Annotated in this window: 13 protein-coding genes and 1 pseudogene; 6 read left to right on the forward strand and 8 right to left on the reverse strand. The window is 75.2% G+C overall.

All coding sequences use genetic code 11. The features are described from left to right. Window positions 1-114 precede the first annotated feature (114 nt). Window positions 115-459, forward strand: coding sequence for a cell division protein SepF (locus tag B056_RS0120705; RefSeq protein ID WP_051105694.1), 345 nt, complete (start codon window positions 115-117; stop codon window positions 457-459). On the opposite strand, the gene B056_RS0120710 is transcribed toward B056_RS0120705, so the two are convergent. After that, window positions 440-1,342, reverse strand: a complete 903-nt coding sequence (locus B056_RS0120710) for a phytanoyl-CoA dioxygenase family protein (RefSeq protein WP_018503776.1) — start codon at window positions 1,340-1,342, stop codon at window positions 440-442. The two genes, B056_RS0120705 and B056_RS0120710, sit on opposite strands and share 20 nt — an antisense overlap. A 148-nt stretch (window positions 1,343-1,490) precedes the next feature. Beyond that, window positions 1,491-1,751 carry a hypothetical protein gene (locus tag B056_RS0120715; protein WP_230203090.1) on the reverse strand — a complete coding sequence of 87 codons (261 nt, stop codon included), beginning with the start codon at window positions 1,749-1,751 and terminating at the stop codon, window positions 1,491-1,493. Between the two features lie 289 nt (window positions 1,752-2,040). On the opposite strand from B056_RS0120715, the gene B056_RS0120720 reads away from it, so the two are divergent. Then, on the forward strand, window positions 2,041-2,736 hold the full coding sequence (locus B056_RS0120720) for an urease accessory protein UreF (RefSeq protein ID WP_035752227.1): 696 nt from the start codon (window positions 2,041-2,043) through the stop codon (window positions 2,734-2,736). A gap of 208 nt (window positions 2,737-2,944) precedes the next feature. Here B056_RS0120720 and B056_RS0120725 read toward each other — a convergent pair whose 3' ends face one another. Together B056_RS0120725 and B056_RS0120730 are read right to left on the reverse strand one after the other, a co-directional pair. Then, window positions 2,945-3,565 (reverse strand): TetR/AcrR family transcriptional regulator, encoded by a 621-nt coding sequence (locus tag B056_RS0120725; protein WP_018503779.1) that lies wholly within the window; start codon window positions 3,563-3,565, stop codon window positions 2,945-2,947. Continuing rightward, window positions 3,562-4,887 carry a TlpA disulfide reductase family protein gene (locus B056_RS0120730; protein ID WP_154677147.1) on the reverse strand — a complete coding sequence of 442 codons (1,326 nt, stop codon included), beginning with the start codon at window positions 4,885-4,887 and terminating at the stop codon, window positions 3,562-3,564. The genes B056_RS0120725 and B056_RS0120730 overlap by 4 nt, the downstream gene beginning before the upstream one ends. 206 nt (window positions 4,888-5,093) lie before the next feature. Here B056_RS0120730 and ureG point away from each other — a divergent pair, with 206 nt between their 5' ends. Next, the gene (gene ureG, locus B056_RS0120735; protein ID WP_020572616.1) at window positions 5,094-5,831 is read left to right on the forward strand and encodes an urease accessory protein UreG; all 738 of its coding nucleotides are present in this window, start codon (window positions 5,094-5,096) and stop codon (window positions 5,829-5,831) included. An 11-nt stretch (window positions 5,832-5,842) separates the two neighbouring features. Then, window positions 5,843-6,790 (forward strand): urease accessory protein UreD, encoded by a 948-nt coding sequence (locus tag B056_RS46105; RefSeq protein ID WP_407672400.1) that lies wholly within the window; start codon window positions 5,843-5,845, stop codon window positions 6,788-6,790. A gap of 57 nt (window positions 6,791-6,847) precedes the next feature. Here the strand turns inward: B056_RS46105 and B056_RS37350 are convergent. The 4 genes and pseudogenes from B056_RS37350 to B056_RS0120760 all read right to left on the reverse strand — a co-directional run. Beyond that, window positions 6,848-7,951: pseudogene (locus tag B056_RS37350) on the reverse strand (glycosyltransferase); the annotation flags it as partial. A gap of 100 nt (window positions 7,952-8,051) precedes the next feature. Beyond that, on the reverse strand, window positions 8,052-8,714 hold the full coding sequence (locus B056_RS0120750; RefSeq protein ID WP_026239941.1) for a response regulator transcription factor: 663 nt from the start codon (window positions 8,712-8,714) through the stop codon (window positions 8,052-8,054). A 1-nt stretch (window position 8,715) separates the two neighbouring features. Further along, a complete protein-coding gene (locus tag B056_RS0120755) occupies window positions 8,716-10,215 on the reverse strand; it encodes a sensor histidine kinase (protein WP_018503784.1) in 1,500 nt (499 codons plus the stop codon). 101 nt (window positions 10,216-10,316) lie between these two features. After that, complete coding sequence (locus B056_RS0120760) at window positions 10,317-10,850, reverse strand: hypothetical protein (protein ID WP_026239942.1); 534 nt, start codon at window positions 10,848-10,850, stop codon at window positions 10,317-10,319. A gap of 182 nt (window positions 10,851-11,032) precedes the next feature. Here B056_RS0120760 and B056_RS42920 point away from each other — a divergent pair, with 182 nt between their 5' ends. Together B056_RS42920 and B056_RS37355 are read left to right on the forward strand one after the other, a co-directional pair. Beyond that, window positions 11,033-11,689: a hypothetical protein gene (locus B056_RS42920; RefSeq protein WP_026239943.1), complete on the forward strand. Its 657-nt coding sequence runs from the start codon at window positions 11,033-11,035 to the stop codon at window positions 11,687-11,689. A 140-nt stretch (window positions 11,690-11,829) separates the two neighbouring features. Then, window positions 11,830-12,450: a class F sortase gene (locus B056_RS37355; RefSeq protein ID WP_018503785.1), complete on the forward strand. Its 621-nt coding sequence runs from the start codon at window positions 11,830-11,832 to the stop codon at window positions 12,448-12,450. The last annotated feature ends 4 nt before the right edge of the window (window positions 12,451-12,454 follow it).

Consider the following 12,454-nt stretch of genomic DNA (forward strand, 5'->3'; position numbering starts at 1 on the left):
CGTCGTGCCCGCAGCCTGTAGTGGTCCCGTCTCGGCGTGTCGCCGTCGGAACGCGGCGCCGGTCGGGAATCATGTGCTGTGCCGCCCCTGGCCCGGCTCACGAAAGGCACCTCGATGGACGCGACCACGCCCCGAAAAGCCCGGGCCCGGGCCACCGTGCCCACCGTCGCGCCGATCAGTTACAACGACTTCTCCCAGCCGGTGGACCGCCTGCGCGACGGCATTCCCATGCTGGTGGACCTCGAGCGCGGCGGCGAGACCCTGGAGCGCCGGTTCCTCGACTTCGCCGCCGGCGCCGTCTACGCCCTGGCCGGGCACATCGAGCGGATCGCCCCGCACGCCTACCTCGTGGTGCCGGCCGGCGTGGAACTGCCCGTCGAGGACGTCCATCACCTGCGGGAGAAGTACCTCGGGCGCGGCGAGAGCGCCGCGCCCGGCATCAGCGTGCGGCGTTCTTGACGAACTGCGGGCGGTAGGACGACTCGTCCCCGGCGAGGTACGAGCCGCGCACATGCCGGCGCACGGCCGTGTCCTCGGTCGCCCGCGCCGCCGAGTGCCAGGTGTAGGCGTCGTGGAGCAGGACGTCGCCCCGGTCGGCGTACACCGCGATCTCGCCGGGGACCTTCTCGAACCCGAGCGGCATCCCGAACGGCGGTGGTGTGTCGGTGTAGCCGCCAGCCGGGCGGGCGTCGGCCGGGACGGCCACCCCGTTGATGTTGCGGTAGGGGGCGGGTGTGGCCCACTGGTGGCTGCCCGGCACCATCCGCAGGAAGCCGTTCGCCGGGCTCGTCGCGTCGATGTGGATGGTGAACGCCAGCCCGGGCCAGATGTCCAGGCTGGGCATCGCCTGCCAGTCGGAGTGCCAGCCGATGCGGCTGTAGCCGGACTCGCGGCCCGGGCGGGCGTCCTGGTAGATGATGCCGGCCTTGTCCGAGTCGTTCAGCCAGATCCCCGGGCCCGCTCCGGAACCGATCAGGTTACGGACGACGTCCACCAGCACCGGCAGGGCCGCCGCCGCGCGCACGGCCGGCGCGAGCTCCTCGACGTGCTCGACATAGTTGACGAAGCGCTCGACCTTGCCGGCGTCGTCGAGGTACTGGGTGGAGCCGTGCCGGACGGGAAGACCACCGGAGAGCACACCGGCCTGGGCGGCCGAGCACTCGGCCTCGATCCGGGTGACGAGCGGCTCGCCCAGGACACCGCGGAGGACCACGAACCCGTACCGCCGGTAGAACGCCACGATCTCGTCCAGATCCAGCCCGTCGGGCGCCACCGGCCCGGCGGCGCCCGTGGGCTGGAAGACCCCCGGCTCGGCGAACGGTGTGAGCACGGACGATCCCATCGGTTTTCCTCCAGCGGCACATCGGACGGTGCCGGACAGCTGTCGGGCCGAGACCTGACAGCGGGTGATCAGACGTCTGACGGTGCGGGGCGCCTGACGGCGCGGGTCGCCCGCCGCCTGGCCGGGCGGCGGGTGCCTGACCGTGCGGTCAGCGGCGACCGGACCGGCGCGAGCCGGAGCTGCCGGAGGTGCCACTCGAGCTCGACGCCCGCCGCTCGCACTCCCACTCGTGGTCGTCATCATCCCATTCGGCCACGTAGCCGGCCCGGCAGCTGGGCTTCGGCGGCCGGTCCGAGCAGGCGGCCAGTCCCGAGGACAGCCCCAGGACCGTGACCAGGGTGAGCACGACCCGGGCCCGGGTGCCCCCGGGCCGCACGGGTCGGTCCGAGCTCAGAACAGACACGGTCATCCCCCATCTCCGACACGGCCGGACCGCTGCCGGCCGCACTCCCGGCGGGCGCCGTCCGGCCGGCGGGAAGCCGGCGGCCGGCTCCGCGGCGACGGGCGCAAACGCTGTCATATCCGGATGCCCGCGGTGGTGGATCTGTCGCCGACGTGACCGCCGACCCGACCCGACCCGGCCCGACCCGGCCCGACCCGGCGAGGGATGCGACAACGCGCGCGATCCGGACTCCCGGCCCGGGCCGGGAGCACAGGGCGTGGTGGGCAAAGATAGGCGGATGGACGCGGACCCACCAATGACAGGTCACGTGGAGGCACGGGCGGCGCTGCTGCTCCTGGCCGACGGGCGTCTACCCGCCGGCGGGCATGCCCACTCCGGAGGCGTCGAGGCCGCCGTGCTCGACGGGAGCATCACCGGGCTCGGGGACCTCGCCGAGTTCCTGCACGGCCGCCTCGCGACGTCGGGGCTGCTCGCCGCGTCCTTCGCGGCGGCGGTCTGCCGGTCGGTCCGCGCGGCCGGGCCCGCGACCGAGCTGGTGGCGGACGTTCTCGCCGTCTTCGAGGCCGAGGTCGACGCCCGCACCCCCTCGCCCGCCCAGCGGGCCGCCAGCCGCGCCCAGGGCCGCACCCTGATGCGGGTGGCCCGGGCGGCCTGGGCGGTCCCCGCTCATCCCCCGGCGCCGCACCACTGCGTCGCGCTCGGCATCGTCGCCGCCTCGGCCGGGCTCGAACCGCGGGACGCGGCGCTGGCGGCCGCCCACTCGTCCGTCAACGGCCCGGCGACGGCGGCCGTCCGCCTGCTGGGGCTCGACCCGCTGGCCGTCACCGGTGTCCTCGCCGAGATCGCCGCCGAGGTCGACCGCACCGCGGCCGCCGCCGACGCGGCGTCGGCGCTGCGCTCCCCGGAGCGCCTGCCCGCCGGCAGCGCCCCCCAGCTGGACCTGCTGGCCGAACGGCACCGCACGGCCGAGGTCCGGATGTTCACTTCCTGACCCACTCCCCACCCGCCGGGCAGGCTGCCCGGCCGGCCCGACTGCCCCTGCCCGGCTCGCCGGTCGGCCGGCCGCCTGCTCGCCGTTTGGTGTCCTGCTCGCCCTTCCGGGACGGAATCCAGCCTGGTTCGGCCCCATCAGGGCGAGGTGAACACCAAACGGCGAGCCAGACACCGAAGGGGCACGGGCTGGGCACCAGCGGGGCGGGTCAGTGCGCGGTGGGACGCGCGCTCGCGGCGAAGGCCGCCGCGGTCAGCTCCCGGAAGCAGCGCAGGGCGCCCGCACCCTCCAGATGACCGGAGATCTCCAGGCTGACCGCGCCGTGGGCGGCGGCGTGCAGGAGACGGGCGACCGGCTCCGGATCATCACCGCCGAGCAGCCCGGCGGCCATCGCGTCACGCACCGCGTCGACGAGGACGGCCAGGCTCGCGCGGGCCACCTCCAGCGACTCCGGGCCGGGTTCATAGCCGGGTACGGCCCGCTCGAACATGACCGCGTAGAACGACCGGTCGGTGAGCGCGCTGCGCCGGTAGGCGTGGGCCAGTTCGTGCAGGCGGACGAGCGGGTCGGCCGCCACGACGGCTTCGAGCCGGGCCCGCAGCCGCTCGAACCCCGCCCGGTAGAGCGCGTCGGCCACGCCGTCCTTGCCACCGAAGACCGTGTAGAGCACGGTGGTCGACGCGCCGATCGCCGTGGCGACGCGGCGCATCGTCAGCGCCTGCGGGCCGGCGCTGACCAGCAGCCCGGCGGCCGCCTCGATCGCCTCCCGCCGCAGCGCCTCCCCCGCCACGGCGCGGGAACGGCGCACGGCGCCGTCCGCGACACTCACCGGTCCACCGACGAGCGCCCGCCGACGCCGTAACCCGACCCGCCCGCGTCGACAGGCGCGGGCCGTTCGGTCGCGTCGACGGGCGTCGGCCGCTCAGCCGCGTCGACAGGCGGAGTCGATCCGGCCGCGGCGACGGGCGGGGGCGGCTCCGTGCCGGTCTCCTCGGCCTGCCAGTCCGGGAGCGGACGGTAGATCGGGACACCGTTCGCCTCCAGCTCGGCCCGCAGGTCGAAGTACTCCTGGCCGAACGGGTCGGCGCCGCGCAGCCGCATCGTCCCGCGCCGGATCGCCACCTGGTGGGGTGACAGCCGACCCGCCTCCTCGAGGTGGCCCGCCGCCGCCTCGACCCAGCCGGCGCGGTACAGGTGGATCCCGATCGCGGCGGCCAGCCGGGCGCGCTGGTCGTCATCGGACGGCGGGCGCAGGTGCCGACGGACGTCCTCGGTGCCGAGCCCCGGACGCCCGGTGGTCACCCAGCGGCGCAGCGCCGCGAGCGCGCGGGCGGAGTCGATGCCGTTCATGGACCGGAAGGTGTCCGTGGCGGTCTGCGTGTCGGGCGGCCGGACGAGGTGACCGGCCTCGTCGATCCAGAACACGGTCGGGACGTTGGTCAGGCTGTACCGCTCGGCCAGCACCCCGTCGGTGTCGATCAGCGCGGGATGGGTTCCGCCGGCGGCCTCGATCCACTCTCTGGCGGCTGCCGGGTCCGCGTCCAGCGCGACCGTGACCAGGGTGAACCCCTGATCGGCGAGTTCGTCGTGCTGGGCCGCCCAGGCCGGCAGGTCGTAGCGGCAACCGCACCAGGACGCCCAGGCGACGACGGCAACCTTGCGCCCCCGCAGGTCCGACAGCGCGGTCAGCCTGCCCTCCAGGTCGGGCAGCGCCACGTCGGGCGCGACACCGTCGTCGGGCGCTCCGCCGTCGAGCAGGCCGCGCAGTTCGTGGCTGGCCGCCGCCGGGCCGAGCGCGACCACCCGCCGGGCCGCGTCGACCATGGCGAGCCGCCCGGTCAGCTCGGCGAACTCGGCGACGTCGATCCAGTCCTCCGAACCGGGCCCCCGCTCCCCCACGCCGAGCCGGCGCGCGGTGACGGACGCGGGGATGCAGACATCACCGCGGCACCACCCCTGTGGCCGCAGGTGCCACCCGAGCAGCTCACCGCCCTCGGCCGACCGAACGAGCACCCGCCCCGGCGGCCCCGACCTCCCCGCACTCCCGGTAAACCCAGTGCGTTCCGGGCCACCGGGCTCGATCCGCGCGGGCAGCAGGCTCGTTCGACCGGCCTCCAGAACCGTCACATCCACTGTCTCGATCTCGTCCACCCATCAACCGTAACGCCGTTCTCAATAAAAAACAACGTTATCGATCTTCTTTTTCCATACTGTCGCAGCACGGGGCTACGCTGCGCACATCGGGCTGTGATGCCGGTCCGGGGCGCGCGTACCGCGCCGACCAGCACGGCGCGAGCGCTGACCAAGCACGGCGCGAGCGCCGACCAAGCAGGACCCAGCGAGACGAGGAGCGACCGGTGCACCTGGAACACGATCGGCCTCTCGGCGGCGGGGGCGCGCCGGCCGCGTCCAGGGGCGCGGGCCCGCGTTGGCAGAGCCCGCCGGGTACGCCCGCCACGCCGGCGCCCACCGACCGGGCCCTGCGGGTGGGGGTCGGCGGCCCGGTGGGAAGCGGGAAGACGGCCCTGGTGGCCGCGCTGTGCCGGGAGCTGGCGGGGCGGATCAGGCTCGGTGTGGTGACGAACGACATCTACACCACCGAGGACGCCGACTTCCTGCGCTCGGCCGGGGTCCTCGACCCGGAGCGCATCCGCGCGGTCGAGACGGGGTGCTGCCCGCACACGGCGATCCGCGACGACATCACCGCCAATCTCGACGCGGTGGAGGATCTCGAGTCCGACCTCGGCCGGCTCGACCTCATCCTGGTCGAGAGCGGTGGCGACAATCTGACCGCGACCTTCAGCTACGGCCTCGTCGACCGGCAGATCTTCGTGATCGACGTCGCCGGCGGGGACAAGGTGCCCCGCAAGGGCGGGCCGGGTGTGGCCGGCAGCGACCTGCTGGTCGTCAACAAGACCGATCTCGCTCCGCTCGTCGGCGCCGACCTGGCCGTGATGGCCCGCGACGCCGCTGCCATGCGTGGCGGGCGGGCCGACCGGCCGGTGCTGTTCACCAGCCTTCGCTCAACCGCCGGAGCCGCGGACGTCGCCGGCTGGGTCCTCGCCCAGCTACCGTCGCCCGCCCGTCCCGAGTGACCCCGCCCCCGGTGCTCCCGCCCGAGGTCGGCCCGTCGGCGGTCAGCCGCCCCGAGGCCGGCCCGCCGGAGGCCGGCACACGGGCGGTGCCGTCCCACACGACCGTTCGGGCGCGCGCCGCGCTCCGGGTCGAGCTGGACGGCACCGGAACGGCCAGGCTCACCGAGCTGCGCGCGGCGGTGCCCGTGCTGCCGCGGCGCACCGGCGGGTCGGGGCGGGTCGTGGTGGTCCACCTCGTGGGCGGGGCGGGTGGCCCGCTCGCCGGCGACGATCTGGGCCTCGACATCGTCGTCGGTGCCGGGGCGCACCTGGTGGTGCGGTCGGTGGCCGCGACCGTGGCCCTGCCCGGCCACGGCGCCGGGCCGTCGACCTTCACGGTGCGGGCCCAGGTGGGTCCGGCCGCGATGCTGTCGTTCCTCCCGGAGCCGACCGTCATCGCCCGGGGGGCCCGGCACCGGATGATCACCGAGATCACCCTGGCGGCGGACGCGCGGCTGCGGTACCGCGAAGAGATCGTCCTTGGCCGGTTCGGCGAGCCGGGCGGCGACCTCGAGACCTCCCTGCGGGTGGAGCTCGACCAGGCCCCGGGGCCGGACGGGCCCGACTGGCCCGACTGGCCCGACTGCCCTGATGGGCCCGCGCGGACCAGCACCGGGCCGTGGCGGCGGCCGCTGCTGCATCAGGAGCTGCGGCTGGGCCCGCGCGTCCCGGGGGTGGCCGGACCGGCGGTGCTCGCCGGCGCCCGGGCCGTCGGGTCAGTCCTGGTCGCCGGGCCGGCGGTCGGTCCCGAGCCGGTCGCCGCCGCGGTAGGGGACGGTGTCGCCCTGATGCCCCTGGCCGGACCAGGGGCCCTCGTCTGCGCGCTGGCGGACGACGCCCTCGTCCTGCGCCGCCGCCTCGACTCCCTGAGCGACACCCTGACCGGTTCCCTGGTCGACCCGCTTCCCGTCGGGAGCTGAGTAGGTGCGTCCCTTCCAGGCGGCGCCCCGGCCGGCCCGGTGCCGCCGGGCCGAGTCCATGGTCATGGCCAGGTAGAGGGTAGCGGTGAACGGCAGTGCCAGCGCGGAGAGCACAGGCTGGTCGTAGTACCGCAGCATCGGGCCGAAGGTCGTGATCATGATCGACCAGGCGAGCAGCCCGGCGACGGCCACCGCGACGTCACCGGTGGCGAGGCCGGCCACCGTCGCGACGATCGGGGCGACGAAGACCACACCGAGGCCGAGGACCGTGCCGACCAGGAGCAGCGGCGACCAGAACAGCTGCGCGTAGGCGGTGCGCGCCACCATGTCCCACAGATCCGCCAGCCTCGGGTACGGCCGGTGGCTCGAGACGTGGTCGGCGAGCCCGAGCCAGGTCCGCCCGCCGGACTTCTTGATCAGGCGGGCCAGCGCGACGTCGTCGATCACCGCGTCCCGGATGCCGTCCAGCCCACCGGCGTCGGCGAGCACCCGGCGCCGGACGAGTGAACATCCGCCGGCGGCGGCGGCGACCCGCGAGTCCGGGTCGTTCGACCACCGGAACGGATAGAGAAGCGCGAAGAAGTAGACGAAGGCCGGCACGATGAGCCGTTCCCAGCCGGTGCTGACCCGCAGCCGGGCCATCTGCGAGACGAGATCCAGCCGGCGGGCAGTCGCCGCCCGGACGAGCTCACGCACCGAGCTCGGATCGTGCGCGATGTCGGCGTCGGTCAGCAGCAGGAACTCGGGCGTGCCGGCCGCCGCGACGCCGTGCCGCAGCGCCCAGAGCTTGCCCGTCCAGCCGGCCGGCGGCTCGCTCGATCCGATGACGGTGAGCGTCACCGCCGCCTCGGGCCGATCCGCGGCCGCCCGCGCCGCCAGCTCCCGGGCGAGCTCACCCGTTCCGTCGGTGCTGGCGTCGTCCACCAGAATGATGCCCAGACGTCCGGGATAGTCCTGCGCGAGCAGTGAGGGAAGCGTGTCGGGCAGAACCTCCACCTCGTCACGCGCGGGGACCACCGCGACTACCGCCGGCCACTGTTCCGGGGACGGTCCGTCGCCGGCGGGCAGCCTTTGATCAGTCCGCCAGAAGAATCCCCGGAACAGTGCCAGGAAAATCCAGGACGCGAGCGAGATCAGCGCAATCACCAGCAGCGGAAGCACGCCAGGGACGATGCCACACGGCCGGCGCCGCCGGTATCCGAAGAAAGAATCGGGGGGTACCCGTCCGACTAATGTGGCAGGATGCGGTGAGCCAGACCCGTCAGGCTTCCAGCCGATATCCCATGCCGCGTACGGTGGTTATGCGGTCGGCGCCGATCTTGCGGCGTAGATATCCGACGTAGACGTCCACGACGTTACTGCCCGGGTCGTAGTCGTAGCCCCAGACGGCGGAGAGCAGCTGTTCGCGGGCCAGCACCTGGCCGGGGTGGCGCAGGAACGTCTCCGCGAGCACGAACTCCCGGGCCGTCAGGTCGACCGTGCGGCCACCCACCTGGGCCCGGCGGGTGCGCAGGTCGAGGCTGACCCCCCGGACCCGTAGGACGGTCGCCTCGGGCGCCCGGTCCGCCCGCAGCCGCAGCCGGACGCGTGCCAGCAGCTCCTCGAACCGGAACGGCTTGGACATGTAGTCGTCGGCACCGCCCTCGAGCGCGGCCACGGTGTCACGCACGCCGTCGCGCGCGGTCAGCACGATTACCGGCACCTCCAACCCGGCCGCGCGCAGCCGCCGCAGCACGGAGAAGCCGTCCATGTCAGGCAGGCCAAGGTCGAGGACGATCAGGTCGACGTCGCCCCGTAGGGCGACCTCCAGCGCGGACGCGCCGTCACCGACGCGGACCGGCAGGAACCCGTTCGCCCGCAGGCCCTTCTCGATGAAGGAGGCGATCCGGTGCTCGTCCTCGGCGATCAGCACCCGGTTGGCCACCTCAGTCACTCTCCGCAGCCGCGACCGTGCCCGTGCCCGTGCCCGCGGCTGCGGCTGCGGCTGCGGCTGCGGGCCGCGCGGGGCCGACCGGGCCCTGGCGGGGCAGCGTCAGTTCGAAGGTCGCCCCCGCACCGGGCTCGCCGAGCACCCGGACACTCCCACCATGCGCCACCGCGATCGCCCGCACGATCGCCAGGCCGAGGCCGGCGCCCTCCGACGTCCCGCGGCCGGGGCGACCGCGGGCGAACCGCTCGAAGATCCGTTCCCGGTCCTCGGGGGCGACCCCCGGCCCGGAGTCGGCCACCCAGAAGCACACGGCGCCGGCGCGTGAGCGGGAGCCGAGGCGCACCTCGTCGCCGGCGGCGGTGTGCTGCACGGCGTTCTGCGCGAGCTGGACGAGGGCCTGGGTGATCCGATGGCGGTCCATCACCACCGTTCCCGAACCGCTGTCCACCCGTCGCCACCGCCGTGGCGCCAGCGCGCCGACCCGCGGCATCAGGTCGTCGGTGAACGCGGCCAGATCGACCTCGTCGACCCGCAGGAAGTCGGGCCGACGCGCCTTCGCCAGGGTCAGCAGGTCGTCGACCATACGGCTCATCCGGTCCAGCTCGTCGGTGACCAGGGCGACGGTCTCGACGCGCTCCGCCGGATCGTCGGAGAGCAGTTCCAGATGCCCACGGATGATCGTGATGGGGGTCCGCAGCTCGTGCCCGGCGTCGTCGACGAACGCGCGCTGCGTCGCGAAGGCGTCCTCCAGCCGGTCGAGCATGCTGTTGAAGGTCCGGGCCAGTTCCGCGATCTCGTCCCGGCCCACCGCCGGGATGCGCCGGGAGAAGTCCGTGTCGCTGATGACCTGGGCGGTGCGGCGCAGCTCCCGCACCGGGGCGAGCACCCGGCCGGCCACCAGCCAGCCGCCGGCTCCGGCCAGGGCCAGCGCCGCGAAACCGACGATCGCCAGTACCCGGACCACCTCCTCCACCTCGGCCCGCTCCCGGTCGGCGAAGACCGCCGCGGCGAAGACGCCGCGCTCCGGGGCGCCCGCCACCTGGACCGGGACGGTGGCGAACCGCACCTCGCCGGCCGGCGTCATGATCGTCCCGTACCGCGGCTGCGGCCCAGCGCCGAAGGCGGCGACCACGGCCGGGTCGTTGTCGAGCCGGTAGACCGGCTCCTCGGCGCTGCGCCGGAACGGTCTGCCGTCGACGAGCGCGAGCATCGTCTCGTTGGATCCCGGGATGGTGCGCTCCAGGTGCGCCTCCAGAAGCTCACGCACGTCGGAGAACGGCCGGGACGTCCGCGGGTCGACACTGGCCGTGGCGAGGCGGCGCAACTCGGCGACCTGCCGCGCCAGGCCGCGGTCGACGCGCTCGTCCACCCGGGCCAGGAGCACCTCGCGCGAGACCAGCACCGACCCGGCGAGCGCGACCGCGACCAGCAGCACCTGCCAGCCGAGGATGTGCAGGCGCGCCGAGGTCGTGACAGGGCGCACGACGCGGCGCATCCGGGACGGCCTCACGAGCTACCAGCCTGGTCGACGGATCCCCCGGCACGCATGTGCGCCGGATGAGAATCTCCTCATCTCCGCGGCGGCGGCGGCGACGGCTACGGCCCGGCCGGGGTGGACAGCGCCGGCCCGGGCGCCGACGAGGCTGCCGCAGTCGCCGGCCTGCGCCCCGGCACCGAGGTCGGCTCCGGTGCCGGGACCGACGCGGGCACCGAGGTCGGCTCCGGCACCGGCAGCGGTCGGTACGTCACCGCGGGGACCCCGGTCAGGTCGGCGAACCCCGGTGCCCCGGGTGAGAGCCGACCGGCCTCGACCATCGCCAGGAGCCGGCGCCGGGTGGCCGCGTCCAGCTCGCTCGCCGCCCGTGGCACGGGCTCGACGGGAACAGGCGCCGCGGACGGCGGGCTGGGCGACGCCGAGACGCCCGCCGGCAGGAGGATCGGCCCGCCGAGGTCGGGTGGCGGCGGCGGGCTGCCACCGGTCACGGCGACCCCGAACCCGGGCGCGGCGATCGCGGCCGCGACGACCACCGCCAGCACGACACCGGGAACGGCGACGAGCAGCCGACGGACGACGTCCGCGGAGGTGGCACGGGCGGAGGTGGTCCGTCGGTGCCACCGGATGGGCCTCACAGTGGCCAAGGCTAACGGGGGTCCCCGGCTCCCGGCGCGGGCCGGGCTCCGCGGCCGGCGGGAGCGGCCGATGAGAAGGCTCTCACCCGCGTCTCACCGCGAGCCCATGGTCGGCGACGAGTGTCGCTTGCGCGTCGCGGGTTCGCCGCGGCGCGCAGGCACCGAAGCGAGGTCGCAACTCCATGGATCACACCACTCAGGGTCACACCGCTGCGGGTCGCACCGCTCACGATCACGCGGCGCGGGGTCGCGAGACCGCCATCCGCCCGATCACCACCGGCCCGAGCGCCGCCCGCCGCCCGGCGGCAACCGGGTCCAGGCTGCTGGGCGCGGTCGGGCTGGCCGCCGTTCTCGTCGGCGTCGGCGCCGGCGGCACGGCGTTCGCCGCCAGCGCTCCGGCCGTGCCGACGCCGGCTCAGTCCACGCCGGCCCAGCCCACGCCGGCCCAGCCCACGCCATCCGCGGCACCCGTGCCGTCCGAGCCGTCCGGGCCGCCCTCACCGGTCCCTCCCGTCCCGGGCGGCGGGGCGGTGCCGCTGGCCGTCCCCGACTGCGAGCACCTGCCGACGACGCTGACCCGCGAGAAGCTGATCGAGATGCGCCGGGCCTGTGACGCCGCGGTGTCCGGGGACGACGACTCCACGCTGCCCGTCGGCGGGATCGACACGGGGGCCGGCGGCACCGCGCGCACCGCCACCGCCACCGCGGCCCGGCACGGGAGCGGGCGGGGGTCCGGGCTCGCGCTCGTTGTGGGCGGCACCGGTATCGGGGCGCTGGCCGGTCTCGGCGTGCTGAGCGGCCTCGGCGTGCGGCGGCGCCAGGCGCGGGCCGAGAGCTGACCGGGACCAGAGCCGGAGCCGGGCACCGGCCCGGAGCACTCGGCGGGGCCCGGGGCGGCCCTGGGCCCCGCCGGCGGCGTGGCCCAGGCGGGCGGCGGGCCCCGCACGGGCCCCGCGCGTCGCTGCCGGCGGCGGCCCTCATGCTGCTGCTCCCCTGGTCGCTTTCCTGCGGGCCGCGACCGGACCAGCGGGCTCCGGCGCCGGCGACCCCGAACCCGGTCACAGCCACGGCCACCGACCGGTCGTCGCTGCCGGCGGCGGCGGCAGCGTCCACCGTGGGGCCGGGCACCGCCGCCGGCACGGGCGCTGGTTCGGCCCAGGTCGCCGACCCGGTACGGGTCCGGATCCCGACCATCGGCGTCTCGGCGCCGGTCGTCGCGCTGTCCCTCGACGGTGGCGGGCGGCTGCGGGCGCCGGACGGGTTCAGCGAGACCGGGTGGAACGCCGCGGGTCCCGAACCGGGTGAGACGGGCACCGCGGTGATCGCCGGTCACGTGGACTCGCGGACGGGGCCGGCGGTCTTCTTCCGCCTGCGGGACCTCGTCCCCGGGGACCGGGTGGAGGTCAGGCGGGCGGACGGGTCGTCCGTGACCTTCGTGGTGCGCCGGCTGGCCCGCTTCCCGAAGGACGCGGTGCCCGCGGCCGACGTCTACGGCTCCACAGGGGCGCCCGCGCTGCGGCTCATCACCTGCGGAGGCGTTTTCGACCAGGCCCGTTCCAGCTACCGCGACAACGTCGTGGTGTTCGCCGACCTGGTCTGAGAAG

The sequence above is a fragment of the Parafrankia discariae genome (assembly GCF_000373365.1).
GTDB classification, from domain to species: domain Bacteria; phylum Actinomycetota; class Actinomycetes; order Frankiales; family Frankiaceae; genus Parafrankia; species Parafrankia discariae.